At 58.7% G+C, this 26,448-nt stretch carries 21 protein-coding genes; 7 read left to right on the plus strand and 14 right to left on the minus strand.

Annotated elements, in window-relative coordinates; all coding sequences use genetic code 11:
* Nucleotides 1-1,003: hypothetical protein (locus Q7U76_09605; GenBank protein MDO8356630.1), on the plus strand; the 1,003-nt coding region annotated here is incomplete at its 5' end.
* A 179-nt stretch (nucleotides 1,004-1,182) separates the two neighbouring features.
* On the opposite strand, the gene Q7U76_09610 is transcribed toward Q7U76_09605, so the two are convergent.
* Together Q7U76_09610 and Q7U76_09615 are read right to left on the minus strand one after the other, a co-directional pair.
* Nucleotides 1,183-1,761: a hypothetical protein gene (locus Q7U76_09610; protein ID MDO8356631.1), complete on the minus strand. Its 579-nt coding sequence runs from the start codon at nucleotides 1,759-1,761 to the stop codon at nucleotides 1,183-1,185.
* Nucleotides 1,762-1,820: 59 nt separating this feature from the next.
* Nucleotides 1,821-2,999 (minus strand): calcium:proton antiporter, encoded by a 1,179-nt coding sequence (locus tag Q7U76_09615; protein ID MDO8356632.1) that lies wholly within the window; start codon nucleotides 2,997-2,999, stop codon nucleotides 1,821-1,823.
* 368 nt (nucleotides 3,000-3,367) lie between these two features.
* Between Q7U76_09615 and ylqF the strand changes: the two genes are divergently transcribed.
* The 5 genes from ylqF to Q7U76_09640 all read left to right on the plus strand — a co-directional run bounded on the left by ylqF (nucleotide 3,368) and on the right by Q7U76_09640 (nucleotide 8,623).
* The gene (ylqF, locus tag Q7U76_09620) at nucleotides 3,368-4,231 is read left to right on the plus strand and encodes a ribosome biogenesis GTPase YlqF (GenBank protein ID MDO8356633.1); all 864 of its coding nucleotides are present in this window, start codon (nucleotides 3,368-3,370) and stop codon (nucleotides 4,229-4,231) included.
* A 251-nt stretch (nucleotides 4,232-4,482) separates the two neighbouring features.
* Entirely contained in the window at nucleotides 4,483-5,364 is an 882-nt protein-coding gene (locus tag Q7U76_09625) for an acyl-CoA desaturase (GenBank protein ID MDO8356634.1), read from the plus strand.
* Nucleotides 5,365-5,484: 120 nt separating this feature from the next.
* On the plus strand, nucleotides 5,485-6,594 hold the full coding sequence (gene cfa, locus Q7U76_09630) for a cyclopropane fatty acyl phospholipid synthase (GenBank protein ID MDO8356635.1): 1,110 nt from the start codon (nucleotides 5,485-5,487) through the stop codon (nucleotides 6,592-6,594).
* Complete coding sequence (locus Q7U76_09635) at nucleotides 6,594-7,943, plus strand: FAD-binding oxidoreductase (GenBank protein MDO8356636.1); 1,350 nt, start codon at nucleotides 6,594-6,596, stop codon at nucleotides 7,941-7,943. The genes cfa and Q7U76_09635 overlap by 1 nt, the downstream gene beginning before the upstream one ends.
* Before the next feature lie 284 nt (nucleotides 7,944-8,227).
* Nucleotides 8,228-8,623, plus strand: a complete 396-nt coding sequence (locus Q7U76_09640; protein MDO8356637.1) for a CBS domain-containing protein — start codon at nucleotides 8,228-8,230, stop codon at nucleotides 8,621-8,623.
* Nucleotides 8,624-8,799: 176 nt separating this feature from the next.
* Here the strand turns inward: Q7U76_09640 and Q7U76_09645 are convergent, their stop codons facing one another.
* Together Q7U76_09645 and Q7U76_09650 are read right to left on the minus strand one after the other, a co-directional pair.
* A complete protein-coding gene (locus tag Q7U76_09645; protein MDO8356638.1) occupies nucleotides 8,800-10,257 on the minus strand; it encodes an RNB domain-containing ribonuclease in 1,458 nt (485 codons plus the stop codon).
* A 166-nt stretch (nucleotides 10,258-10,423) separates the two neighbouring features.
* A complete protein-coding gene (locus Q7U76_09650) occupies nucleotides 10,424-10,954 on the minus strand; it encodes an ATP-binding protein (GenBank protein MDO8356639.1) in 531 nt (176 codons plus the stop codon).
* Between the two features lie 413 nt (nucleotides 10,955-11,367).
* Here Q7U76_09650 and Q7U76_09655 point away from each other — a divergent pair, with 413 nt between their 5' ends.
* Nucleotides 11,368-11,718 (plus strand): hypothetical protein, encoded by a 351-nt coding sequence (locus Q7U76_09655; GenBank protein MDO8356640.1) that lies wholly within the window; start codon nucleotides 11,368-11,370, stop codon nucleotides 11,716-11,718.
* A 353-nt stretch (nucleotides 11,719-12,071) separates the two neighbouring features.
* Here the strand turns inward: Q7U76_09655 and zwf are convergent, their stop codons facing one another.
* The 10 genes from zwf to Q7U76_09705 form a co-directional block, all read right to left on the minus strand.
* Nucleotides 12,072-13,535: a glucose-6-phosphate dehydrogenase gene (zwf, locus tag Q7U76_09660; GenBank protein ID MDO8356641.1), complete on the minus strand. Its 1,464-nt coding sequence runs from the start codon at nucleotides 13,533-13,535 to the stop codon at nucleotides 12,072-12,074.
* A 110-nt stretch (nucleotides 13,536-13,645) separates the two neighbouring features.
* Nucleotides 13,646-16,300, minus strand: coding sequence for a calcium-translocating P-type ATPase, PMCA-type (locus Q7U76_09665; GenBank protein ID MDO8356642.1), 2,655 nt, complete (start codon nucleotides 16,298-16,300; stop codon nucleotides 13,646-13,648).
* An 89-nt stretch (nucleotides 16,301-16,389) separates the two neighbouring features.
* The gene (locus Q7U76_09670) at nucleotides 16,390-17,253 is read right to left on the minus strand and encodes a universal stress protein (GenBank protein ID MDO8356643.1); all 864 of its coding nucleotides are present in this window, start codon (nucleotides 17,251-17,253) and stop codon (nucleotides 16,390-16,392) included.
* A 35-nt stretch (nucleotides 17,254-17,288) separates the two neighbouring features.
* The gene (gene pfp / locus Q7U76_09675; GenBank protein MDO8356644.1) at nucleotides 17,289-18,536 is read right to left on the minus strand and encodes a diphosphate--fructose-6-phosphate 1-phosphotransferase; all 1,248 of its coding nucleotides are present in this window, start codon (nucleotides 18,534-18,536) and stop codon (nucleotides 17,289-17,291) included.
* A gap of 175 nt (nucleotides 18,537-18,711) precedes the next feature.
* Nucleotides 18,712-19,605: a formate/nitrite transporter family protein gene (locus Q7U76_09680; protein MDO8356645.1), complete on the minus strand. Its 894-nt coding sequence runs from the start codon at nucleotides 19,603-19,605 to the stop codon at nucleotides 18,712-18,714.
* A 63-nt stretch (nucleotides 19,606-19,668) separates the two neighbouring features.
* Entirely contained in the window at nucleotides 19,669-22,494 is a 2,826-nt protein-coding gene (gene fdhF, locus Q7U76_09685) for a formate dehydrogenase subunit alpha (protein ID MDO8356646.1), read from the minus strand.
* Between the two features lie 23 nt (nucleotides 22,495-22,517).
* Nucleotides 22,518-24,011, minus strand: a complete 1,494-nt coding sequence (locus Q7U76_09690; protein ID MDO8356647.1) for an NADH-ubiquinone oxidoreductase-F iron-sulfur binding region domain-containing protein — start codon at nucleotides 24,009-24,011, stop codon at nucleotides 22,518-22,520.
* A 142-nt stretch (nucleotides 24,012-24,153) separates the two neighbouring features.
* Nucleotides 24,154-24,624, minus strand: coding sequence for an NAD(P)H-dependent oxidoreductase subunit E (locus Q7U76_09695; GenBank protein ID MDO8356648.1), 471 nt, complete (start codon nucleotides 24,622-24,624; stop codon nucleotides 24,154-24,156).
* Between the two features lie 216 nt (nucleotides 24,625-24,840).
* On the minus strand, nucleotides 24,841-26,226 hold the full coding sequence (locus Q7U76_09700; GenBank protein ID MDO8356649.1) for a hypothetical protein: 1,386 nt from the start codon (nucleotides 26,224-26,226) through the stop codon (nucleotides 24,841-24,843).
* On the minus strand, nucleotides 26,210-26,434 hold the full coding sequence (locus Q7U76_09705; protein ID MDO8356650.1) for a DUF2934 domain-containing protein: 225 nt from the start codon (nucleotides 26,432-26,434) through the stop codon (nucleotides 26,210-26,212). Before Q7U76_09705 ends, Q7U76_09700 begins: the two co-directional genes overlap by 17 nt.
* Nucleotides 26,435-26,448: the final 14 nt, after the last annotated feature.

Here is a 26,448-nt window from a genome sequence, read left to right on the forward strand (position 1 = left end):
ATTTACGTCAACCGTTCGAGCACTCCTCCACGACGCCGCGGGGAGTCTGTATCACATCGTCATCGTCGCCTTGAGTGCGGGCATTGCGCTCTTGCTCCCGGCAGGCGCCAGGCATTTCCTCGCCTTCTGGGCGCGCGTCGAACAGGACAAACTCTCGCTCATCGCCGTGGAAATGACGCTGACGGTGCTATTGATCATCGGCCTCAACTACATCCGTCGCAGCATGCGGGATCGAGCCCTCGCTCTTGTGGCAACCGGAGCGGGCCTCGTCTCGTTCTTCCCACGCCGCACGCGGGGAGCGCAACGGCATATCGCAAAGCTCCGGGAAGAGCAGGGCACAGGCCGAACCATCTCGGTCATCGGGTCGACCGGCCATAGCACGTTTGTGGACCAAGTGGGAGGCCTGTCCTCCGTCCTCGACAAGTGCCTGGGGGCCAGAATCATGCTGGTGAATCCCTACAGCCAGGAAGCGAGCGCACGTATCCAGGCGATCAACCATCCCGAGTTCACACTGGAGCAATTCCGGGCGGAAGTCAGGCAGAGTATCCTGCTCCTCAAACGGCTGAAGGCCATGGGGAAGGCCGTCAAACTGAAACTCTACTCGGATTCTCCGCTGATGAAATTGGTGATCCTGGGAGATTACCTCTGGCTCCAGCATTACCATGCCGATTTGGATGTAAAGACGATGCCGGAATACGTCATGCGGCATAACAGCAAGGACCACGGTCTCTATACCCTCTATGCCCATTACTTCCTGCAGCGTTGGGCGAACGTCGAGATTCCAGAATATGATCTGGAAACGGACGAGCTGATCTATCGGAATAAGACCGGCAGCGAAATCCGGAGAGAGCGGTTTGAGCTGGAACCGGCGCCAGAAGAGGTCGGAGCCCCGATGGGATCCTTCGAGCTCACCACCAAGACGACCCACATGGAATTGAGCCGATCGGCCCGACTGCAAACCGATAGAGCTGCGATCGGACTTCTCCCGAGCCTGAGTGACTAGCAGACTACCGATAGGCTCGCCTGATAAAGACAACCTGGCCAGAATCTTCTGCATGGTGATGGGACCAGAATCACCGTAGGATGCTCAAACAGGCCGTCCTCGTCGTTCATGAAAGGTGAAACGTAAAACGTGAGACGTCGAATCCGGAAACGAACAACGTTTCACGGTCTTTGCCGTGACTAGAAGAGCGGATGGTGAGGGCTAGACGTGACAGGCGCTGTGCTCGGCGCAGCGCCCGCGTTCCCCAGAAAGCGCCAAGCTCCATCCTCATGAACCAGATAGTGGACCTCGCGAAACCAACTATCCAACGTGATCCGCGTGCCACCCTTGTCCTCCGTACCGTATAGGCCGCCGGTGCAGGTGATTTCTGCACGCAACTGAGGCCCTGACCGGAACACCTTCACTTCCGAAAAGAGATGGGTCGACGACAGGTTGCGGTAATGATCGAAGACTTCTCCCCAGATCCGGCGCACATCCGCCGGTTTCAAGCCATGGTAGTTGTAGCCCTTGGCGTAGAACTGGAGCAGCGGCGCCAGATCCTCTTTCTGCACGGCGGATTCGGCACGGCCGAAAGCCGCCAGAATCTCCTGCACGGTCGGGTCAGAGACGACTGATGCATGATCGTGAACAGCCCGGCCATCGACCGTGAGTGAAATTTCCGGAAGGATCTGCACCACCGCATGGCTCTCCGGCAAAAGTGCGAGGAAGACGACCGCAAAAGCGGTAAGACTCCGACGCCGAACCCTGTGCCTGTTCATGACATGATCTCCCAGAAAAAAGTGCCACTCCCACCGAGTGAAGAAGCAGATCCTCGCCGTTACCCCTCGAAGATGAGCATAAGATAGGCCAAAAACAGCAGCAAGTGCACGGCCCCGAGCAAGACATTCGTTCGTGAGCTGCCGAAGGTCAAGGTGCTGAGCCCCAAGGTCAGCAGCAACAGGATCATATCGACGGGACCAAGGCCAAGAGTGATCGTCTTGCCCGTGAGGAACCCAATGGTCAGAACGGCCGGAATGGTGAGACTGATCGTCGCCAGCACGGATCCCAACAACACATTGACGGACCGCTGAAGCTGGTTCGCCAGCGCTGCGCGCGCCGCCCCGAGCGACTCCGGAGCCAGAATCAACACGGCGACCAAAAATCCGCCCAATGCCGACGGCGCGCCCCACTTATGGATGGCGAAATTGATCGGCACCGCCATCTGTTTGCTCAACACGACAAGCGGGGCGAGATACAGCAGCAAGAAGAGAGTGTGATACCCGACAGAGCAATGCTCACAATTTTCACCCTGCCCGTGAGGCGGTCCCGCGACGGCATCTTCCGACTCAGGAGACACGAAATAGTTACGGTGGCGTAAGTTCTGGATCGCCAGAAACACAGCGTACAACCCGATCGACATGACGATGAGAAACACGGCTTGAAACGACGAGAGGGTGGGACCGGGAGACGACGTCGTAAAGTTCGGCAGGATGAGACCCAGCACGGCCAACGGCACAATGACCGCCAGAAACGCGTTGGCGCCTTGAAGATTGTATGTCTGTTCGTGGTACCGCAAGCCGCCCAGCAGGAGCGACAAACCGACCATGCCGTTCAATACGATCATCACCACTGCAAACATGGCATCGCGGGCCAACGACGAACCGCCTTCAGCGGTATACATCACCGCCGCGATCATCATGACTTCGATGCCGGTCACGGACAGCGTGAGAACGAGCGTCCCTAGGGGCTCGCCAAGCTTGACGGCCAGCACCTCCGCATGGCGAACGACCGCGAACGCCGAGAGCAGGACGACGCCGAACAGCCACAGCAGAACGAATGCAAACCAGACGGGGTTGGACAGGTCGGCCAGCCACTCTTGACCGAAGGCGAGAAACGCCGCCGCCGTCGCGATGCTGCTCAGAAGCGGCCATTCCCGCTGAGCCACACTCAGAATGCTCAGGCGCGATCCGTTGTGCGGAGGAAGAGCAGCAGCCGGCTGCGGGTGCGATGTCTTCATCTAGATGATTCCAATCAGAGTCTGCATCGGTATGGTGAGCACGGACACAACACGGCGCTGGAGCAACATCCCCTGCGCGTCATTGGCATGCATGGGCCTGTCAGAACCGGATGTAGGCTACTGACTTGCCGGAGACCTGTCAACGAGACCACCGCCTCGATAACGGAACATACCAGTGCCTGGCCGGCGGCTCGATCGGCTGAATCGGAGATAGAAGGAAAATCACCTTCAACAGATGACCTGCCCTATTGTTACCTTTCAATGGGGAGCGAGTTACTACTAAGATGACATGGATGATACGATAGCCACACCGATAACGGCCCTACTGCCCGGCAGTTAATCATTTTTCGCAGAAAGCCTGTCCCCTCATGTCTATACAGTGGTTTCCCGGTCACATGAACGCGGCGCGCAAAGAAGCGGCCAAGACGATGGAGGTGATCGATGTCATCGTCGAGGTGCTGGATGCGCGCATACCGGACGCCAGCGTCAACCCGCTGATCGAAGAACTGCGCCTGGTCCGCCAGCGTCCTTGCCTGAAAGTACTCAACAAGGCCGACCTTGCCGATCCCGCCGTCACACAGGCCTGGCTCAACCTGTATAACCGGCAACCGGACGTCAGCGCCGTGGCCCTCTCGTGCAGTCAGGCGGGCGACGCGGCCAAGATCCCCCAGCTCTGTCAGACGCTCGCCCCCCATCGCAACAGCAGCGTCAAGCCGCTCCGTATGCTGATCATGGGAATCCCCAATGTCGGGAAATCGACCCTGATGAACCGGCTCCTCAATCGCCGTATCGCTCGTGTGGGCGACGAACCGGCGGTGACCAAAGTTCAACAGCGTCACAAACTAAACGACCATATGGCCATCACCGATTCACCGGGCCTGTTGTGGGGAACGATCAAAGATCCGAACGTCGGCCTGCTGCTCGCGACGGTCAACGCCGTGGGCCACAAGGTCGTCGACGACGAAACCGTCGCCGAATTTCTCGCGACCATCCTGCTGGCGCGTTATCCTGCCAGGCTCACGGCTCGCTACGGCTTCGCGGTAGAGGGGCTGACGAGTTCGGACGTGCTCGACGCCATCGCCCAAAAGCGCGGCTGCCTGCTGACCAGGAGCGGCGGCGGACTGGACCGGGACAAGGCGGCGAGGATTCTCCTGTTGGACTACCGCAACGGCACATTGGGCCGGACCAGCCTGGAGACGCCTGAGTCGTCGCCAAACACGCTACCCCAATAACGACTGTGCTGCATGAAAACCGGCTCATGGCCCCTGGTCTGTCTCGTTCTCATCTATTTCGTTGAACCGGTGAGCCAGATAGCCTCTTTCGGCCAGATCCCCTGCTACGTACCGCAAAATGACGCGACAACCATTTTCTCATTGTAAGACATTTTTTTGCTTCCTAGGCCGATGCCAATCGCGTACAATGGCCCCGCTTCTTGCAAACCCCGATTGAGTTCGAGGATGAAGATCAACGATGAGCACCCTGTATGAATAGACTGTCGTGCGACTCCGTCGGTTCCCTCGATCAGGATGTGACCGCGAAACAGCTCCAATGGAAGGGTGCCATCCCCTTCCTGACCATCCACCTGATGTGCCTATGGGTCATTCAGACCGGAATCAGCATGGAGTGGGTGGCGCTGGCCCTGGGGAGCTACTACCTGAGAATGGTCGCCATCACGGCAGGCTATCACCGCTATTTCTCGCACCGCTCCTACAAGACCAGCCGGGTCTTCCAGTTTCTTCTGGCATTTTTCGCCATGACCTCTGCACAGAAAGGCGTGCTCTGGTGGGCCTCACACCATCGGCACCACCACAAGCACTCAGACCGGGCGGAAGATCGCCATTCCCCGCTGCAACGAGGATTCTGGTATTCCCATGTCGGATGGCTGTTGTCTGACGAATATATCGAGACCGATTTCACGGTCGTGAGGGACCTGGTAAAATATCCTGAGCTGCGCTTCCTCAACCGCTTTCACGTCATTCCGCCAACGCTGTACGCGCTGACGATGTATGCGCTGTGGGGGTTCCCGGGACTGGTCTGGGGTTTCTTCGTGTCCACCACTGTCCTCTATCATTGCACCTTCTTTATCAATTCCCTGACGCACATCGTCGGTCGGGTTCGATACAACTCCCGCGATGGGAGCAAGAACAGTTTCATCCTGGCGGTGCTCTGCTGTGGAGAGGGCTGGCACAATAACCACCATTACTACCAATCGTCGGTCAATCAGGGCTGGTTATGGTGGGAAGTGGACTTCTCCTATTACGTCTTGACGGTCCTCTCCTGGTTCGGGATCGTCTGGGACCTGCGAACGCCGCCGGCCCACATCAAAGCCGCCATCCTCGCGACGGAACATACCTCCATCTTGTAGCGAGATTGCTCGCGGCGGCAACGCCTGTTGTGTCGCCCTCCATCGGGGCTCATACTGCGCACGAGCCGCAATCTGCCCGAATCAACTCACTCGCCTGGTGGGGGAAAGAGGGTCCGCTCCATGAATCGACAGCACGTTGTTCAAGAGTTGCTCGAGAAGGCCCAGGTGCACATCAATGGATCTCAACCGGGGGATATCCAGGTACACCATGATCGATTCTACGATCGCATCCTGACCGAGGGTTCGCTGGGACTCGGCGAATCCTATATGGAGGGCTGGTGGGATGCCAACCAGCTCGACGAGTTCTTCTTCAGATTCCACCTGGCCCAGCTCGATACAGCCGTGCGCGATAAGCGCCTCATCCTGAACGTTCTCAAAGCTCGTCTGTTCAACATGCAGAATCGGCGGCGCTCAACCAGAGTGGCCCAACAGCACTACGACCTCAGCAACGAGTTCTACGAACAGATGCTTGGCCCCCGCATGCAATATACCTGTGCTTACTGGAAGGGGACGAAGAACCTGGCGGAGGCACAGGAGCACAAGTTAGATCTCATATGCCGGAAGCTACAGCTCAAGAAGGGCGAACGTGTGTTAGAGCTGGGGTGCGGCTGGGGAGGCTTTGCCCATTTCGCTGCCTCCAACTATGGTTGCTCGGTCGTCGCCTATAACATTTCCGAGCAGCAAGTCGCCTACGCGCGGCGCTGGTGTGCCGGACTTCCCGTTGATATCAGACTCATGGACTACCGTGAAGCGACGGGGGAGTTCGACAAGGTCGCCGCCATCGGAATCTGCGAACATGTGGGATATAAAAATTACCGCGACCTCATGGAAGTGGCCCACAGGACCGTCAAACCACACGGTTTGTTTTTGCTCCACAGCATCGGGAACAATGCCTCCGTCACCACCGGCGATCCCTGGTTCGATAAATACATCTTCCCGGGTGGCATGCTCCCCTCCGTCGCGCAACTGAGCGCCGCGATGGACGGACTCTTCGTCATGGAGGACTGGCATAATTTCGGGCCTGACTATGACCGCACCCTCCTGGCATGGCAGAGCAATGTCGACGAGCATCGGGGACAATGGCAATCCTCTTTCGATGAGCGCTTCTCCCGCATGTGGCGCTACTATCTGCTCTCCCTCGCGGGGGCATTCCGCGCCAGGACCATCCACCTCTGGCAAATTGTCATGTCGAAGCGCGGGCTGATAGGCGGCTACGAAACCGTGCGGTAATGGCCATGATCTCGCATGAAGACCACGCCCGCAAACGGGAGTCTTTGATCAAGACTCTTCATACATCGAACACGACCGGATCCCTCGCCCTCGAAAAGTCCACATCTAATCTGTTCCGGCAGCGTACCGCTGAGCCGCGGCACAGACTGGATGTGCGCCACTTCAATCGCGTCATCCACGTTGACGAGAAAGAGCGCTACGCAGAAGTCGAAGGCATGACGACCTACGAGGACCTCGTCCGTGAAACGCTGCCGTTCCAGCTCATGCCCGCCGTCGTCCCCCAACTGAAATCGATTACCATTGGCGGAGCGATGGCCGGAATCGGCATCGAATCCTCCTCGTTCAAGTACGGGTTTGTCCACGAAACCATACTGGAGATTGACGTCCTCCTGCCCGATGGAGCCATCGCGGTGGCCACCAAAGACAACGAGCACAGGGATTTGTTCTTCGGCTTCGCCAATTCCTATGGCACGCTGGGCTATGCACTCACAGTGAAGGTGCAGCTCGTGCCTGTCAAAAACTTCGTCAAACTACGGCACGAGCGCTACTCGAACCTCGAAACCTATTTCCAGGCGCTGGGACAGGTCTGCCAGGACCGGCAGGTGGATTTTGTCGACGGCACATTGTTCGATGAACAGAGGCTCTATTTCACGACCGGTACGTTCGTCGACCAAGCCGAATGGCTCAGCGATTACACCGATCGGCACATCTACTATCAATCGATCCCGCGCAACAAAATCGACTACCTCACGACGCACGACTATCTCTGGCGATGGGACACCGATTGGTTCTGGTGCTCAAAACATTTCCTCGCACAGCATCCGCTCGTGCGCTGGTTATGGGGAAAGAAGCGTCTGAACTCCACGACCTATTGGAAACTGCGCAAGCTGTTCAATCACTCACGCATCGCGCAGCTGGGGGCCAGAGTGCTTGGCGGACGGCAAGAGGCGGTGATTCAAGACGTGGAGATCCCGATTGAGCATGCACCGGCCTTTGCACGATTCTTCAATCAAGAGATCGGGATCAAGCCTCTGTGGATCTGTCCGGTCGCAGCCTATGATCCATCGGTCTCCTATCCGTTGTATCCCATGAATCCCCGGACGCTCTATGTCAACTTCGGATTCTGGGATGCCGTCAGAAGCGATCACGAGGAGGGCTATTTCAATAAAAAAATAGAAGCCAAGGTTCGGGAACTGAATGGCATAAAGTCTCTGTACTCGAATTCATTCTATTCGCGTGAAGAATTTTGGCAGTTGCACCACGAACCAACCTACCGCAAGCTCAAAGCTCGCTACGATCCGACAGGCAGACTGAAAGATCTCTACGAGAAATGCGTCCTCACACAGTGACCCTCTTGGACCTCTTGATTGCTCTGGTTGGTTTGTCTTGTTTATTTCGTTCCCCGAACAAGACAACCGAGTTAAACGCAAAAACCACATGAGCCAGATTCCCGATAGGTGCTCTCCTGCTCAAGGTTTCGTGAAACGGAGTGTGCACGAGTCTTCAATTCTCACAAACACTGTGCATGAGGCGCCGATGGCGCTATACTTTCGTCATGGTTGAACGCCCCCTTCATGCCACACCACCCGACAAACCAACGGAAAAGCTTCCGGCTCGGACCGTGAAGAGCATCATGTCCAAGAAGGTGGTCAGCATCACCATGGACGACTCCCTCGCCAAAGCCCGTGAGCTCTTCTTGGAGTTTCATTTCCATCATCTCCTGGTCCTGGAGTCAGGACGTCTGGTGGGTGTGATCTCCGATCGGGACCTTCTCAAAGCCATCAGTCCATATATCGGGTCCCTTTCCGAGTTGGAGCGGGACCGGGCCACCCTCAACAAACGAGCCCATCAAATCATGAGCCGGAACCCCATCACGGTCGAGGCGGACGAGACCGTTGAGACAGCCTCGCAACGGCTTCTTGAAAACAGGGTGTCGTGTCTCCCCGTCGTCACTCAAGACGGAACGGTACACGGCATCGTGAGTTGGAGAGACCTCCTCAAAGTCTACCTGCCTCCCCTCTCCCAATAACCGTGAGTCTGACAGGCCAGGAAGGAAAACCTCGGCGCCCTGACGCGCAACGAGTGATCACTGGATGTGTGAAAAAGCCAGAACCGCGCGCAGGGGCAATCTATCTGGCCTGCGGATTTGGCTGATGTATTTGTTCTCTGAACGGGACAAAGCAGAATACTGTGACTGCCTCACGATCAGACTCTGACGAAGTCGATATACCCTCGCTCAACGTCCGTACTGATGAGCTCGACTCGTACCTTGTCTCCGACGTCGAGGCCGCTCGTGCCGGTCACCACTCTTCCCTCGACCGGCGGCTCAAGGAGCCGAACCCACGTGCCGCTTTCTGAGGCGCCCGTCACGATGGCATCGAAGCGCTGCCCGATCCGTGATTCGAGCAAGAGGGCGGCGGCGGATTTGCGAAGCCGCCGTTCGACTTTTTCCGCATCGTCTTCTTTCTCAGTACAATGGCCGGCCAGATACTTCAATTCTTCTGGCTTATAGGGCGTTGCCGTTCCGGCCAGCGCCGCTTTGACCAGCCGTTGGGTGATGAGATCGGGGAAGCGCCGGTTAGGAGCCGTGGAATGGGTATAGCCCTTCACGGCCAGCCCGAAATGTTCTGGCGCACCATCTTTCGACTGGTCCAGCACATATTCGCCTCTACCAATGAGCTTCACGATGGCCAGGGAAAGATCGGGAAAGGTGAGGGGATCGGCCTTCCGCCGCTTCACGAGAAACCCTTCCAGCGCACTCGCATCCGGCTCCGGAGGTAACGGCTCACCCCAGCGGGCCGCCACCTCGACAATCCTCAGCCACCGTTCGGGAGAGCGCAGGATTCGGCGAAAGGAAGGCACGCCCTTTCCCTTGAGATAGGATGCCGTCGCCTGATTCGCGGCGATCATAAAGTCTTCGATCAGTTCCTTGGCGCGATTCTTCTGCTCAACCCTGAGATCGGTCAACAGCTCACCATCAAACACCGCTCGGGCCTCAATCGTTTCAAGACTCAAGGCTCCCTGCTGATGCCGTCGCACTTTCAGCCGCTGCGCGACCTGGTCTTGGAGCCGAAGTTGCGCGTCGAGACCGGAGACAGCCGTGACCCGCTCAGGCGCTGGGGCCTCACCTGCAAGCCAAGCCGCGACGCCGTTATAGGCCAGCTTCGCGTGATTGTGGACTAGAGCCCGAAAAATGTTCGAACTGCGAACCACTCCATCTTCCGTGATCGTCATGTCCACGACGACCGCAAGGCGGTCTTCCCCTTCACCGAGAGAGGTTAGGTCGGTCGACAGCTTTTCCGGCAGCATGGGGAACATGTCGCCGGACGTATAGACTGAGGTCGTATTGTGTTTGGCATGACCGTCCAGGGCGGAGTCCTTCTTGACCAGCGCATCCACGTCGGCAATCGCAACCAGGATCTTCACAGACCGATCCGGACGCAGCTCGGCTACAGTCAGTTGGTCGAGATCCCTGGAATCGTCGTTGTCGATCGAGGCCCAGAGCAGTCCCGTTAAGTCACGCAGGTTCGCATGCGAGTCGGTGGCGGCAGTCTGTATGCGGGACAGCTCGGTCATCGCCGCGGCAGAAAAATCAGGCAAGAGGTCGCGTTCGACCATGGCACGACGAGCGATACTCCTGAGATCAGTACGATGGCTTTTCATGCTTCCCTTCAATACTGCGTCCGTCGGGCGAGCGCTCCGTAATTTCCTTTTCTCTATACCTCTCCATAAGGGAACGGCCAGACTATTCTTCACTGCGCGCGTCGAACGAGCACATTCTGATCGTGCGCGTTCCGCGAGCAAGAAGGATGGTCTGGCCGCGCCCCTCTTACTTTTTCTTTGTCCCCTCGGCCTTCGTCGTGGCCACCATGACGACCACCGGAGTCTGAGGTGAGAAGGCCTCCTCGATGCGCTTCTTTCCATTGCTCGTAAGGATCACGATTCCGGCGTGGTTCTCGATGCGCAGGAGGAGATGGGCCGTCTCTGCGTTCGCATATCGGTCATGGGAATCTTTGACCTTGGTGCGTGACCCAAACAGCGCGTCCGCCTCATCGAAAAAGAGGATCGAGCCACTCGCGGCGGCTTTATCGAATACATTGTTCAAATTCTTCTCAGTTTCGCCGATATACTTGCTCACCACCGCCGACAGATCCACCCGGAACAAATCGACCTTGAGGGTTTCGGCCAAGGTCTCGGCTGCCTTCCTCCGGCGGAGCGGCGTGGAGCCGGACAAAATCAGAACCGCGGAGGATGCCGCCTTGGACTTTTTCGCCCGTCGAACCGGCGTGGTCTTCTTCTTTCCCACGGCCTTCTTCACTGCGGTCTTCACTTTCTTCTCTCTAATGATCTTGGCTGCCATTCTTTTTCATGCTCCTCTTAATGCGTTAAACCGAGTGGTTGCTCTAGTTTGTTTAGTTTGTCTCGTGTATTTGATTGGACCGGATAAAACCAGATGAGCCGGACAAACCGCCCACGAACCCTCCTGAGTATACGGCGACGGCTTGCGGATCATATCTGCAATTGATCACAATGACCAGCGGCTTCCCCCTGCACATCGAAAAGGCCTAGCAGGATGCTGAAAAAGTCCGCCAGCGGCGTTCTCGCTTCACGAAGAGGCTCAACGTACCAACCCGTACGCCTCGCCTCCTCGCTCGCTGCGGCCTTGCTGGACGGACTTTTTGAACATCCTGTGGTTATTCAGACCACGAGTGTCACTCGGAGTATTTTAGCCATGTTTTTCATATACACCGAGTTTTTCAGCAGCCTGCGAGGATGACGACCACGAGACTGATCGAACAGGAACTTGCGGCAGCCGAGGCTGCGCAACAGGGCCGCAACGACGGAAAGGCACGCGTCTGCGCCAGACGCGCCGTGGCACTCGCCACCGACGCCTGGTTAGCCAGACTTCCTCGTCCACAATGGCGCGGGGATGCCATGGCACATCTCCGCCACATTCAGCAGGACGAATCCTTCCCGTTTCCCATTCGCCAGGCAGCCGAACGACTAAGCACCCCTGTCACCCGTCAACACCAAGCCCCCTTCACCACAGACCCCCTCGCCGACGCGAGACTCATTATCGCTCATCTCCGCAGCACCTCAGAGAACGCGGTCCAGGAACCGTAAAACGTGGGCGTGAGGCCTGAAACGAGAGTTAGCGAGGAACTGCTACCGTCGAGCGAGGCCCTTCTCTATATCCCCAACCATTTCTTAAAGGGAGTGGCCAAGGTTGCCCTCTACTGCGCGCATCGAACGAGCACATTCTGATCGTGCGCGTTCTGCAAGCAAGAGAACGACCAGGCCCGCTCATCCCATCCTGCTGAGGGCCCGTGTTGCACAAGGACAATGGTCCTTCCAAGCTTGCTTGTTTCTCCCCAAGGAGGGTGGCCTGTTTGGTCTCCCACTGCGCGCGTCCAACGAGGGTCTTCTGAGACCGCGCGTTGCGCGAGCACAGGAGACCAACAGGCCACCCTCCCCTCTTACCAGCCTAAGGCCCACTGATGCCCATTTTTCTCCAGCAACGCATCCGCTTCCCTCGGCCCCCAGCTACCGGCGCTATAGAAGTGGACAGATTTTTCGCCGGTCAACAGCGGGTCATAGAGGCGCCAGGCCGTTTCGGTGAAGTCCGCGCTGACAAAGAGGGTCTGATCGCCGATCATCACGTCGCGAAGTAACGTCTCATAGGCTTCAGGCAGCTGGCCGAACGCTTGTTCATAGTCGAACTGCAGCGCATGGTCGCTCAGTTGGAACGGCCTCCCAGGACTCTTCACGGAAAAGCAGAGTGAGAACCCTTCACTGGGCTGCAGCGTAATCAGCAGCTTATTGGGGGCAATGCTCCCTGGATCGAGGGACCGAAACACTTGGGTGGGGGCCTCACGAAAGGTCACCGCGATCTGGGTCATTTTGCGCGGGAAGCGTTTGCCCGTCCTCAGATAGAACGGTACGCCCTTCCATCGCCAGTTGTGAATCTCCGCTTTCAGCGCAACATAAGTCTCTGTGGTCGAATCCTTCGGAACCCCTCGTTCCTCGCGATAGCCAGGAATCGTCTGGTCGGCGATCTGCCAGGACGTGTATTGGCCAAAGACGACATCCTGCTGCGTAATCGGCGCAATGGAATGGAGCACTTTCAGTTTTTCGTTCTGGATCGCCGCGGCATCGAAAGAGACCGGCACTTCCATCGCCACGACCGTCATCAGTTGGGTCAGGTGGTTCTGGACCATATCGCGGAATGCCCCGGCTTGCTGGTAGTAGGCCCCGCGATGCTCGACGCCGAGATCTTCGGCCACGGTAATCTGCACGTTCTCGATGGTGTCGCGTTTCCAGAGCGATTCAAAAATCGGGTTCGCAAAGCGGAAGGCCAGGAGATTCTGCACCGTCTCTTTGCCGAGATAATGATCGATGCGGTAGATCTGGGATTCCTCGATATATTGATGCAGGGTCGTATTCAGTTTCCGGGCTGAGAGAAAGTCGTGGCCAAATGGTTTTTCGAACACGACGCGGACCCACCCGTGGCTCTTGAGCAGTCCCGCCTGGTCCAGCCGTTCCATAGCGATAGGCACGATGTCCGGTGGCAACGCGAGGTAAAATACCCGGTTCTCCGGCATCTTGTGCTGACGCTCCAACCCTCGAATGTATACGGCCAACGCCTCATAATCTTGAGTGCTTCCTTCATGCACAGTCTGGTAGTGCAGACATTCCTCGCACCAGGCGCGCAACTCTGTTTCATTACGCCAGCCGGCTTGCTGCAGACCTTCGAAGGCCCAGAGCCGAAACCCCTCTTCCCCCATCTCGGGCAAAGCGGCACCGACAATCAGCGTGTTGCGAGTTTCCAGAATTCCCTGATCCCGCAGATGATACAGCGCCGGCAGGAGCTTCCGGCGCGTCAGATCGCCAGTGCCACCGATGATGACAAAAACATGGGGTTCAACCTGCTGTTCCGACATGCGCAACGTTCTCCCTGTATAAAATCAACCGCCACTTCACAAGATACTGAATGCGTCCGCCGGCTGGGAAGCGCCCAACGATGAGCAAGGCAATGAGGTCGCTCCGGCGTTCATCGCACAGAGCTCAGCATTCCGTTGCCCGCTCCATGCTTGGAGTTCCAGCGCAACCAACCTTGCCGGATGCACCACTTTTCGATCTCCACTGCGATGAATACGATCGACGAGAGCGCCAGGCATAGCAGCAGTTCATCGAGATCGAGCGGCTCGGTCTTGAAGATCGGATTCAAGGCCGGGATATAGATCGTGCCCATCTGCAAAACAAAAGTCAGCACCACCGCGCCCAGAAGCGGAAGATTGGACCAGGGGCCGAGCTGGAAGAACGAGGCACGCTCGGAACGAAGGGCGAGCACGTTGCCCATTTGCGATAGCGTCAGAACCGTGAAGACCATCGTCTGCCAATGGGCATGTCCCGTGCGGTAGGCCCAGGCCTGGGTGACGAGGGTGACGCCGCCCATGAGCAGACCGATCCAGAGAATATCCTGCCACATCCCGTCCGCGAAGATACTTTCGCGCGGGGGTCTGGGCGGCCGCTCCATGAGACCTCGTTCTTCCGGCTCCACCGCCAGAGCCAGCCCCGGCAACCCGTCGGTCACGAGGTTGATCCAGAGAATATGGATCGGCAACAGGGGAATCGGCATGCCCAGAAACGGCGCGAGAAAGATCGTCCAGACCTCAGCGGTGTTACACGAGAGCGCATATTTGATGAACTTGCGGATATTGTCGAAAATCCGCCGCCCTTCCTCTACCGCCGTCACGATCGTGGCAAAGTTGTCGTCGAGCAAGATCATATGCGACGACTCGCGCGCCACATCGGTGCCGGTCAGCCCCATGGCAATCCCAATGTCGGCGCGCTGAAGCGCGGGAGCATCGTTCACGCCATCGCCCGTCATCGCGACGAACTCACCCTGATCTTGGAGTCCCTTCACGATCGTGATCTTCTGCTCGGGCGACACCCGCGCATAGACCCGGATCCCCTCCACTCGCGCCTCGTACTCCTCCAGCGGCAACTTCGCCAGCTCCTGACCCGTCAGGACTCCATCGTGGTTCTCGATGATACCGAGGCGCAAGGCAATGGCGCGGGCCGTCGCGGGATGGTCGCCGGTAATCATCACGGGCGTGATGCCGGCCGACTTACACAGGGCCACCGCGGCCTTCGCTTCTTCCCGTGGCGGGTCCATCAAGCCAACCAGACCGAGAAAGGTCAGCCCTCGTTCGACGCTGTCAGGTGTGAGCGCTGCCGGGAGATCCGGCCAAGTCCGATAAGCCACAGCCAAGACGCGCAAACCAGCCGCCGCCATCCGCTCAGCGCGATCTAAGATTGCCGCCGTATCGAGTGCAGTTCTGGCATCGCCAGTTAACTGCCCATCGCAGAGGGCCACGACCTGCTCAGGCGCCCCTTTGGTGAAGGCCACGACCTCCGAGCCCTCCCGATGCAGGGTCGTCATGCATTTGCGATCTGAATCGAACGGCAGTTCCGCCACCCGCGGCGCCTGCACCAATAGTTCGGCCTTCCCGTAGCCCCTCTCTTCTGCGCCTTGAAACAGCGCGACCTCCGTCGGATCGCCGATCATGTGGCCATCGTCATGCCTGGCCGCGTCGTTGCTGAGGGCCATGGCCTTCAGCAACCAACGCCAGGACTCCTCTTTGCCCGTGGAGCCCGTCTCCGGCTGACCGCTTACAACCAGTTGTTCCACCCGCATCTTGTTCTGGGTGAGCGTGCCTGTCTTGTCCGAACAGATATAGGTGACAGACCCCAGCGTTTCCACCGCCGCCAATCGACGAATCAGCGCGTGTTTTTTCACCAGCCGACGGGCTCCTAAGGCCAGCGACACCGTCACCACGGCCGGGAGCGCTTCCGGGATTGCCGCGACGGCCAAACTCACCGCCGTCAAAAACATCAAGGCCATCGACTCCCCACGCAACACGCCGACGGCAAACACGATGGCACAGATCGCCAGAGCTACGAGAGCCAGACGTTGCCCGAATTGCGCAAGCCGTTTCTGGAGCGGAGTCTTCACGACCTCTTCACTCCCCAGCATCGACGCGATCCGGCCTAATTCAGTCTGCATGCCGGTTGCGACCACCAGGCCGCTCCCACGGCCATAGGTCACGCTGGTCCCTTTGTAGGCGAGGTTCACCCGGTCGCCGATCGATGCCTCTGCCTCTTTCAACGAAGCCGTACGTTTTTCAATCGGGACCGACTCACCGGTCAGCGGTGACTCATCCACTTTCAGCTGGACTGTTTCGATCAGACGCAGATCCGCCGGCATCGTATTGCCTGCCTCCAGCAAGACGATGTCGCCGGGAACCAGTTGCAGGGCCGAAATCTCTGTCACCTGGCCACCACGCCTCACCCGCGCCGTGGACGCGGCAAGCAACTTCAGCGCCGCGACCGCTCGCTCCGCCCGATATTCCTGAACGAAACCGATCACCCCGTTAAGCAGGACGATCACGACGATGGCGATCGCATCGGGCGGTTCGCCGATGATGCCGGAAATGATCGCCGCCCCGATCAAGACGAGGATCATGAAGTCGGTGAACTGATCGAGAAACATGCGCCAGAGCGGGCGCGCGGGGCGCTCATGGATGTCGTTCAGGCCATATTGAGCAATCCGCCGCGAGGCCTCCTCAGCGGTGAGACCGGCGTCCGGATCGACCGTAAGATGGGTGGCGACTTCACCGGGCGAGAGCAGGTGCCAGAGCATAGGTGTGAGTGGAGACGGAGGAATGGCCTCTTGCGAACTCATGCCGACCACTCCCCCACCAGACGAGATACACGAGTAGAGCTGCGAGACTATCTGACGACAAGAACCGAACAGGAACTATGTTGGACCACCCTGGTCGAGACACTGCCCAGCAGAAAGCGCGCAATGGCGCCCAACCCTTTGGCCCCCATCACGATCAGATCGGCCTGATGCTTGGACGCCACTTTCATAATCTCTTCTGCCGGCTTCCCGAGCTGATAGACAGCCTCAGCCGTAAACCCCACCTTGACCAGCTTCCGCACGTTCTGCTCGACCAGATGGCGGCCTGCCGCCTTCAGCTCCGGATACTTGATGAAGGGCATCACATGAATGACGCTCACGTGAATGGGCGCATGCCCGCCCTGGCCGGTCGACGTATCGGGCTGAAAATGCTTCACCACAAACGCCAGGGCTTTGGCCGATGCGGCCGATCCATCGGTCGCCAAGGTAATCCGCCGCAGCGGTACCGCTTCGTCCTTGACGACAAGCACAGGACAGGCCGCATGATGGATGAGATTCGTCGACACGCTGCCGAGCATGAAACGGTCGAGGGCATCGAGGCCCTGACTGCCCACGACCAGGAGCCCGTCCCGTTTGGGGGCGCGCTTCAAAATCGTCGGGGCGATCGCCCCTTGCTCCTTGCGGACTGTGCCCTTGAGCTTCAGTGACGCCAACTGCTGTTTGGCCTCCTTAAGCGCTTTTGCCGAGCGCGCTTCCATGCGCTGAACTTCTTCCTGGATGTACCGCTCCATTCCCGCCATCACCGGCTGCGAAAGAAACGGTGCGCGGAGCGCGGCGATATCCACCACATGTAGCGCCGTGACCTTCGGCGGCTCTACAAACGGCAGCTTGGCCACCCAGTTCAATCCCCATTTCCCAAACTTGGATCCATCCGTCGCCACGAGCACATTCATGTTGCATATCCTTTCAATTGACAGTTGGTTACATGTCAGACAACAGGCTGAAACCGGCGTTGAAAGACTTCCGGCGACAGCCCCGCGAGGCCCGCGTAGCAGCCCAGTGTCACCGGATCCTTGAGATCCTCGTTGGACAGCCGGATCATGTACTGGCGCGCAATCTGATACGACTGCGCCGTGACATCCACCATCCGCACTTTCGCCCGGCCACTAACGGGGTCGAGCATCTGCTTGAACGGGATCGGCGTAAACCGCCCATCTTGAATCGAGACCATGGCCGCCGTGCCTCCGTCGAGCAGGAACTGCGCCGCACAATAGCCGAGATCGCGGGTGTATTCCATATCGAACGGAATCGGGTCCGCGCAGCGCAACTCATACCCGACATTCTTGGCGACGATCGTCGTGGCCAGTCCCAAGGCCTTCATGCCCTTGGCGACTTCACGCCGAAGCACATCGCCGATATCCACTTCGGCCAATCGCAGGTGGCCATGTTCATCCCGCTCGACATGATCCAACCCACCCAGGTCTTGCGGGTCGAGCATCTCGATCAGCCCTTCCGCCAGCACGACCACCCCGTCTAAGCGCCCTCCGCTGAGACGCTTGATCATCGTCCCGATCACGAGATCCACCAGGCGCTGAAGCTTCACAGGCCGTTCCGTAAATTCCTCAGGAATGACCGTGAGGGTGGCGCCGGCCGCCTTGCCGATTCCAAGCGCCAAATGACCGGCTTTCCGCCCCATGGTCACGGCAAAATACCAGCGCGCCGTCGTATGCGCGTCCACCATGAGATTCTTGACGATCTCGACGGCGACGTGCCGGGCCGTTTGAAAGCCGAACGTCGGAATGCCGGCGGGAAGATCAAGGTCGTTGTCGATGGTTTTGGGGACATGCACAATTTGTATCCGCCCTGCCGCCTGTTCTTCCAACTTGAGCGATGAGAAGGCGGTATCGTCTCCCCCAATCGTCACCAGGCGCGTGATGCCCAGTTTCATCAAGCCAGACAAGACGGTGGCAAGAGATTCCGCCTTCTTCGTCGGATTCGCCCGTGAGGTGCCCAGATGTGACCCGCCTCGAAAATGAATGCGACTGACTTCTTCTATCGAGAGGGAGCGCACCTGGCTCGTGTTCCCCTCCATCAGCCACTTGAATCCATCGATGATTCCGACGACATCGCAGCCGCCGAGGATACTGCGGATCGTAACCGCACTGATGACGCTATTGATGCCGGGGGCCGGTCCGCCCCCGACCAGTATTCCAACGGTCGCTCTCTGCAACGCCATCTGCCCTCCTAGCAAGCTGTTACGAAAGGTCGTGCACACTCTGCAAAGACATCATGTTATGCAATCACGGACAAAAACTAACACCGCAGGCGGTTCAACTTCTTCATAATCTGCGCCATGGTTGTATACTCCATTTCGTCGAGAGGCAACCAGTGCGGCGCGAAGGAAACAACCCTCACTGAACGTGTACCGAATGCCCCTCGCCTTCCCCGCGAAGATACACAAACCAATAGATCAGGGCCACCAGGATCGTCCCGCCAAAGATGTTCCCGATCGTCACCAGCAGGAGATTGCTCAATGCTCCGAGTACTGACAGCGGGGCGGGACCGCCGGCTGCCAGCACGATGCCGACCGGAAGAAAAAACATATTGGCGACGGAATGCTCGAATCCGCAGGCGACGAAAGCGCTGATGGGAAGGAGAATCGCGAGGATCTTGTCCGTGACGCTCCGCGCGCCCATACACAACCAGACCGCCAGACAGACCAGCACGTTGCAGAGGACCCCACGGGCCACCGCCGAAACCGGATCGAGCGCGATCTTGCTGCGGGCGATCTGGATCAGCGTCTCCCCGACGGCTCCGCCGCTGAGGGTCTGGACGCCGGCCAGCAAGACAAGAGCGGCGGTGCCGACTGCGCCGATAAGGTTGCCGAGATAGACCCATAACCAATTCTTCACCACCTGGCTGGTCCGGACACAGCCGACGGCCCAGGCCATCGCGATAAGATTATTCCCGGTAAAAAGTTCCGCCCCTCCCACGACCACCAACACAAGGCCCAGGCTAAACGTCAGGCCCCCTGCGAGACGAAGAAGCCCGAATGGGACAGCAGCATCGTTCCCGGTCGTCACGGTGACGGCGTAAAACAGCCCACCCAGCGAGATAAACGCTCCTGCCAGCAGGGCCAGCGCCATCATCGTCGGAACCGGCATGGTGACTTTCGCCAGCCCGATCTCGCAGACACGCGCTGCGATCTGAGCCGGAGCGTAAGCATCAGCCGCCAGCGGCGCCTCGGGCCCTGGGTTAGGGGCATGAGGCAATGGGTGGTGTGCCGGCGTGGAAGAGTCGAGCATATCTTCTTTCTTGTATGTGCTAACGCGTACTACCGCCCCTAGCCTCTCGCCCCTTGCCCGATGCTACGTAATCAATCTGACTCGCATGCGCTGCAGTTCCGCTTCATCTTCCGGATCGAGTTCATCCCGTTCGATTGGCTCCACACGCACGGCAGACACCTTGTATTCAGGACACTTTGAACTTTCATCCGCGCTCGATGACAGTAATTCGTTCACCGTCGAAGCCGGGAAGTGAAAACTGGTGAAGAGATGCCCCGGAAGGACACGTTCACTCCCGACAACAGGGAGCAGCGCCTCGCCACGGGCACTTACCAGACGAACGATCTCACCGTCGTACAGATGCAACGCCGCCATATCGGTCCGATGCATTTCCAGCACATCGGTATCGACCAATTCCAGGATATCCGTCCGACGCGTTTGAGACCCGCAATTGTAATGTTGAAGAATACGGCCCGTGGTCAGCACAAAGGGATAGTCCTGACTCGCAACTTCCCCAGGCGGCAGGTACTCGACGCCGACAAAGTGCGCCTTCCCTTTCGGGAATGTCTCCCGGTGCATCAGCGCAGTGCCTTCATGTGTCGCAGCCGGCACGGGCCACTGTAAGCCGGCAGGCTGGTCGAGCCGTTCGTAGGACAGACCAGCGAACATCGGTGTGAGCGTCGCAATCTCGTCCATGATCTCGGAGGGATGCCGATAGGGCATAGGATAACCCATCCGTTGTGACACTTCGCAGACCACGCGCCAATCAGGAAGGATCCCGTTCGGCGGCTCCACCACTTTTCTGATTCGCTGAATTCGCCGCTCAAGATTGGTAAAGGTACCATCCTTTTCGAGGAACGAGGCGCCGGGTAATACGAGATGGGCAAACTTCGCGGTCTCGCTGAGGAACAAATCCTGGACGACCAGAAACTCCACCTGCTTCAACGCCTCATGCACTTTCTTCAAATTCGGGTCGGTCTGCGCGACGTCATAACCGATGATCCAGAGCCCCTTGAGACGGCCGGCAATCGCCGCATCCCACATGTCGGGCGTTTTCATACCGCGCTTCGTGGGCATGGGACGGCCTGTGATGGTCTGATGCAGCACGGCCAGCTTCGGGTCGTCCAGGCTCTGGTAGCCGGCAAAGTAGGTCGGAAGGCAGCCCATATCCGAAGCCCCCTGCACATTGTTCTGTCCACGCAAGGGATTGATGCCGGTACCGGGCCTTCCGATGTTGCCGGTGGCCAGAGCCAGATTACAGAGCGCGATGACCCCATGACTGCCCCAGCGGTGCTCCGTCACACCGAGTCCATGGCAACAGAGCGAGGCGCCGCTGGTCCCATAACGCCGAGCCGCCAGAGCGATGAGATGGGCCGGCACGCCGGTGATGGCTTCCGCCGATTCCGGCGTACAGTCCGAAACCGTCTTGAGCCAGTCGTCAAGGCCTTCGGCCCTGGCCGCAATGAAGCTCCGATCGAGGAGGCCTTCCTTGACCAGGACATGGCCCATCGCATTGAGCAAGGCGACGTTGGTGCCGGGCCGCAGTTGCAGATGCAGATCGGCCAGCCGCGCCAGTTCCGTGCGCCTGGGATCGATAACGATCAAGGGCACCCCTCGCCGATGCGCCTGCTTGATCCTCGCCCCGACTACCGGATGGGACTCTGTCGGATTCGCTCCCACCACCATGATCAAGTGCGCCAGATCGAAATCCTGAATTGAATTGGTCGCAGCCGAGGCGCCCAGCGTCTCCATCATCCCGGTCACAGTTGCGCTGTGACAGACGCGGGCACAGTTGTCGATGTGGTTCGTGCCGATCACGCAACGCATGAACTTGGCGAACACATAATTCTCTTCGTTCGTGCCCCGGCTGGATGAAATGGTCGCGAGGGCATCAGAACCGTGATCGGCCTTGATGCGGGTAAACTCCTGCGCGACGCGATCCAAGGCCGATTCCCAAGAAATCTCCTCCCAGTCCTTGCCGCGGCGCAGCAGCGGGACTCGCAGCCGATCGGGCGCATCGTGATAGGTCCAGCCGAACCGACCCTTCATGCAGGCATGGCCCTGATTCGAAGGCCCATCGTCTGCGGGCAGCATCTGTACCACTCGACCATCCCTCACGCCGGCGTCGAAGGCACAACCCACGCCGCAATAGGCACAAGTCGTGCGGACGGTTCCGGTCAGCGCTCCCTGCTCCAGCACCGTTTTCTCCGTGAGCGCGCCGGTCGGACATTCCTTCACGCAGGCGCCGCAGGAGACACAGTTGGAATCGGCGAAACCAAGAGCGAATGGCTGATGGCTGATCGCTGATGGCTGATACGGCCCTGCCGCTGGCCTGGACTCAAAACCTCGACCGAACATCGTCAGTGCGAACGTGCCTTGAATTTCGTCGCAGGCCCGCACGCAGCGGGCACAGGACACGCAGGCGGCATTATCGAAGACAAAGAACGGATTTGAGTCGTCGTAATAGGCCTGGCGGCGTGCCGGATTCTGATAACGCACAGCATGGACTCCCGAAGAAACAGCCAGGCGCTGCAGCGCCTCCGGCACGGGTCCCGCTGCAGGCTGTTCAGAGAGATACAACTCGATGATGTTGCGCCGCAGCCGTTGGAGCCTTGTGGTGTCGGTCTGCACGACGAGCCCTTCTCGCACCGGCATCGTACAGGTCGCAGGGGTCCCGCTCTGCCCTTCGACTTCGCAAAGGCATAGGCGGCAAGACCCGAAAGGATTGAGGTGATCGGACGCGCAGAGGCTCGGGATCACGATCCCCGCTTTCTTGGCAGCCTGGTAAATCGTATCGCCGGGATCGGCAGTGATGCGGTGACTGTTGATGGTCACCGTCATTGCTGACGGCGGGCCAGAGGCCTGAGGAGCGAGGCGCGAGGATACATTCCGCTGAGAATTCTTGCTCATACCTAACCTCTTGCCCCTCGCCTCTAGCCTCTAGGCTTTAGCCTGAACTCTTCTGGGAAATGTTCAATCGCCGTCAATACCGGATAGGGCGCTCGCCCTCCCAAGGCACAGAGGCTAGCGCTCTTCATGGTCTCGCCGAGGTCGGATAGAAGAATGAGATCCTCCGCAGTTCCCTGGCCGCTCTGAATCCGTTCGAGAATTTCACGCCCGCGAACCGATCCAACCCGGCAGGGAGTACATTTCCCGCAGGATTCGTCCGCCGTGAAGGACATGAAGTGCCGCGCCAAATCGACCATGCTCGTTTCGTCGTCGTAGACGACGATGCCCCCATGCCCAAGAATGGCTCCGGCCCCGGCGAAGGCGTCATAACAAATAGGGATATCGAGTTGAGATTCGGGAAACAGGCTCCCCAACGGCCCCCCCACCTGTACCGCTTTCAACCGCGCGCCAGGCGCCATGCCTCCGCCGAATCGATCCAAGACATCCCGGAGCGTCAAGCCAAAAGGCACTTCCACAAGTCCCGGCTGCTTCACGCGCCCACCGATCTGCAGCGCCATCGTCCCGCGCGACCCTTCCGTGCCAAGCGAGGCATGCCAGGCGCCGCCATTCGCCAGAATATTGGGCAGCGTGGCGAACGTCAGAACATTGCTCACGATCGTCGGCTTGCCATAGAGTCCGGACACTGCCGGATAGGGCGGCTTCGCCAGCACAACACCCCGCCGGCCTTCCAGCGATTCCAACAAGGCTGTTTCCTCGCCGCAGACGTAGGAGCCGGCGCCGATCACCACTTCAAGATCGAACGGATAGTCGTCGCAGTCGAACAGGTCCGCCTCACGCGCCTTCTGAATCGCGAACTGCATGGCCCGCGCCGCGGCCGGATATTCGTACCGGCAATAGAGATAGCCGCGCGTCGCCCCGATCGCCCTGGCGCAAATCATCATGCCTTCGATCAACCGGAAGGGATCGCCCTCCATCATCATCCGATCGGAATAGGTGCCGGCATCCCCTTCGTCGGCATTCGCCACCACATATTTCTGCTTCGACTCGGTCTGCTGCGCGACCTGCCACTTTTTCCAGACAGGAAACGCCGCGCCGCCGCGGCCTCGCAATCCCGAGAGACGCAACTCTTCGACGATCGCGTCCGGCGACAGGCTCTGAGCCGCTGCCAATCCCTTGAATCCACCCCGCGATTGGTATTCATCGAGCGCGAGCGGCTCGGTGATGCCGAAGTTGGCGAACGTGAAGCGGTTCTGTTGTTGCAGAAACGGTATCTCGGCAACCTTCGTCCCACCCACGCCGGCCACGATACGCGGCAAATCATTCGGCAGCACGTTGAACCAGGCCTCACGCCCGCCTGGTGTATCACGCTCCACCATCGGTTCGAGAAAGAAGGCTCCGCGCGAAGACGTATGAATCAGTTGAATCTCAGAACGATCCCTCCAGGCATCGGCAAGCTTTTCAGCGCCCGCCGCACGAGAGGAGGTATCGTTGGAGAGGTAAAGGCGTATCGGCGTCATCTATCGTAACTACTCAGGTCAATAGGCTGAAGGCGTTTGGTCTTCAGCCTAAACACCAGACCCACTGGTGATTCGTGCCTTGCGAGATCATTTATAGTCTTCACACTTCAGCCTTCAGCCTGAACACCTGAGAAGTGAGCCTCTATCGATAGGGTTCCAGCAACGAGGAAACATCGGAGGGCGTGACTCTTCCACGTATGTCGTTATCGATCATCACCGTTGGCGACAGTGCGCAGTTCCCCGCGCAAGACATTGTGTCTACCGTGAATCGCTCTGCCGCTAAGGGATCTCCGGCAACCTCGCGCACGTGATCTTGGATTGCACGAAGGACGCGCGCGCTGTGGTTGGCCATGCAGGACTCGCCCATACAGGCTCGAATGAGATGCCGGCCTGTCGGCTGAGTCCGGAGATCCGAATAGTAGGACAGAACCCCGGCAACCTGGGTATCCGTCACGCCCAATACCTGTGCAATCTGTAGAATGCCGCTCATCGGCACATGGCCCAGGGCAGACTGAACCGCCAGAAGCGTCTTGAGGATGTTCGGACTGGCCGGCGGCACAGGTCGACAGCGTTCGAGCACGTCAGCCAGTTTTGAGTTGTGCCCTATCGTCATCGAGTCACCTCATAACTGTAAAAATATTCAGGATGCTCAAAAAGGCCGTCCGGCAAGGCCGCAGCGAGCGCAGAGGCGAGGAGGTACAAACCGCACTTCGTGTAGGCCGTTCGCCCTTCCAATGGATCTCGGCGAACGGAAAATCTCCTCCAGTGCTTCCGACCTCCGACAACGTCGAGTCTCTGCGCGAAGCGAGAACGCCGCTGGCGGACTTTTTCAGCATCCTATTTCATCGAGCCCCACATGAGCCCTCAGCTTATTATAGTCAAATGATGCCTGACCCGCGCGCCTGATTCCAGGGTCCTGTCGCTCCATGTCGGCGATCAAGGCCGCAACCTGTTTGCGCCCGGCTTCTGACGTGGCGGCGTGACGAGGCATGTGATTGCCCAGCGCCGGACAGTCCCGTTCCGCCCATGCTAAATATAGGGTCTCCAAGAACCCGTTCAGGAGGGCTCGATCTTCTTCCGCCGAAATGACCAGCGTCAGAGGCTCCTCAACGGCCAACTCGGACTCCTTGATCTGTCGAGGCGGTGACACATAGGTTTCGCCACGGAAATGCAAAGAAAACCCGAACGTCGACGCCAACGCATGCTTGATGGTATCCAGACGCTCACGCGAATCGCACTCCACCCACAATTGGGTCGCCGTCAGGATCAACCGTGCGACCACCACGGGTTGGAGGTGCCCATAGGCCCCTCGTTGCACACAATGCTGGGGGGCCTTCGCCCCTGATGCTCCACTGCCGGAAGAGGCCACCGCTTCCCGCTCGAACCCTTCAAGCCCTGCGAGCAGCTCACCCATATACCCGTACTCATGATGATCGTACAGCGCCAAGGCATACAGATAGGGCTGCCCCCCTTCTGTGACGTAGTGAATACTTTGCACGGCGTCGACAAGCGCGGCAACCCGCATACGGGCGAAGGTCCACAGCAACACATGCCCATAACGCTTGGCGAATTCCGGCCAATCGCCGAGCTCGAAGGACCCGGCGGAAATTTCCACCTGCCGCTGATAGTCCCGTGCGGCGTTCAGCAGGCCCTGTCCGTCCTCGCTGGATAACCGGATCGCGGCGCCCGCAATCACCGCCCGCTCCCATTCCACATCCCCCGGCTCACGAATCAGCCGCGTCAATAGTACTTGTCCCGGCTGTAACCCCTCGCGGAAGGCTCCGTCCGGCACGCGATAGACCCGCGCATTTCCTAGCGAGCGGAAGACCAGGCGCTGGGCCGGTTCATCGAACGACAGGAATTCGACCAGATCGAGAGCCGAATGTTTCAGCGGATCCAACCACTCTCGTTCTTCTTGCGGAATATGCTCCGTGATGACGTCGCGCAACTGTTCGATCAACGTCAGTTGTCCGTCCTGCGGATAGAAATCGGCGTAGAGGACGAGGTTGGCTAACGTCGTTTCCTGCTGCAGCGGGGACATCAGAGCCCCGACCCCACCCTCAAAATAGGGCTGGAGGGCGAGACGCAATGCTATCTGCGACTGAGCAGCGAACCCCGCCTCCAACGAAAGAGATTCCAATCGAGCGAGTAGCGCCTCGAGCGAGGGGGCGAGAGGCACCCAGAAGCCGGCGGTCGTTTCACTCGCGAGCTTCATGAATTTCTTCCATCACGATGGTCTTGGCATCAAACCAATCTTCGAGATCGTGTCCGTCTCGATAGCCCCGCTCCTGCCACAGTTCAAAGGCTTTTCTTGAAATCCGCTCCCACAGGCTATCCGGCAGCTCCATAGATTGTGGCGATGCCGCCAACGCCGAACGCTTCGAAGGTTTCACTTTTCCAGTTGGTTTAATCGTACCCATCATCACTTACTCCTTGA

The sequence above is a fragment of the Nitrospirota bacterium genome, from assembly GCA_030645475.1.
Lineage (GTDB): Bacteria > Nitrospirota > Nitrospiria > Nitrospirales > Nitrospiraceae > Palsa-1315.

Coding starts and splice junctions, on each gene's coding strand:
- Q7U76_09610 (MDO8356631.1), bottom strand. CDS start 1,761: ATGAACAGGCACAGGGTTCGGCGTCGGAGTCTTACCGCTTTTGCGGTC.
- Q7U76_09615 (MDO8356632.1), bottom strand. CDS start 2,999: ATGAAGACATCGCACCCGCAGCCGGCTGCTGCTCTTCCTCCGCACAAC.
- ylqF (MDO8356633.1), top strand. CDS start 3,368: ATGTCTATACAGTGGTTTCCCGGTCACATGAACGCGGCGCGCAAAGAA.
- Q7U76_09625 (MDO8356634.1), top strand. CDS start 4,483: ATGAATAGACTGTCGTGCGACTCCGTCGGTTCCCTCGATCAGGATGTG.
- cfa (MDO8356635.1), top strand. CDS start 5,485: ATGAATCGACAGCACGTTGTTCAAGAGTTGCTCGAGAAGGCCCAGGTG.
- Q7U76_09635 (MDO8356636.1), top strand. CDS start 6,594: ATGGCCATGATCTCGCATGAAGACCACGCCCGCAAACGGGAGTCTTTG.
- Q7U76_09640 (MDO8356637.1), top strand. CDS start 8,228: ATGTCCAAGAAGGTGGTCAGCATCACCATGGACGACTCCCTCGCCAAA.
- Q7U76_09645 (MDO8356638.1), bottom strand. CDS start 10,257: ATGAAAAGCCATCGTACTGATCTCAGGAGTATCGCTCGTCGTGCCATG.
- Q7U76_09650 (MDO8356639.1), bottom strand. CDS start 10,954: ATGGCAGCCAAGATCATTAGAGAGAAGAAAGTGAAGACCGCAGTGAAG.
- Q7U76_09655 (MDO8356640.1), top strand. CDS start 11,368: ATGACGACCACGAGACTGATCGAACAGGAACTTGCGGCAGCCGAGGCT.
- zwf (MDO8356641.1), bottom strand. CDS start 13,535: ATGTCGGAACAGCAGGTTGAACCCCATGTTTTTGTCATCATCGGTGGC.
- Q7U76_09665 (MDO8356642.1), bottom strand. CDS start 16,300: ATGCTCTGGCACCTGCTCTCGCCCGGTGAAGTCGCCACCCATCTTACG.
- Q7U76_09670 (MDO8356643.1), bottom strand. CDS start 17,253: ATGAATGTGCTCGTGGCGACGGATGGATCCAAGTTTGGGAAATGGGGA.
- pfp (MDO8356644.1), bottom strand. CDS start 18,536: ATGGCGTTGCAGAGAGCGACCGTTGGAATACTGGTCGGGGGCGGACCG.
- Q7U76_09680 (MDO8356645.1), bottom strand. CDS start 19,605: ATGCTCGACTCTTCCACGCCGGCACACCACCCATTGCCTCATGCCCCT.
- fdhF (MDO8356646.1), bottom strand. CDS start 22,494: ATGAGCAAGAATTCTCAGCGGAATGTATCCTCGCGCCTCGCTCCTCAG.
- Q7U76_09690 (MDO8356647.1), bottom strand. CDS start 24,011: ATGACGCCGATACGCCTTTACCTCTCCAACGATACCTCCTCTCGTGCG.
- Q7U76_09695 (MDO8356648.1), bottom strand. CDS start 24,624: ATGACGATAGGGCACAACTCAAAACTGGCTGACGTGCTCGAACGCTGT.
- Q7U76_09700 (MDO8356649.1), bottom strand. CDS start 26,226: ATGAAGCTCGCGAGTGAAACGACCGCCGGCTTCTGGGTGCCTCTCGCC.
- Q7U76_09705 (MDO8356650.1), bottom strand. CDS start 26,434: ATGATGGGTACGATTAAACCAACTGGAAAAGTGAAACCTTCGAAGCGT.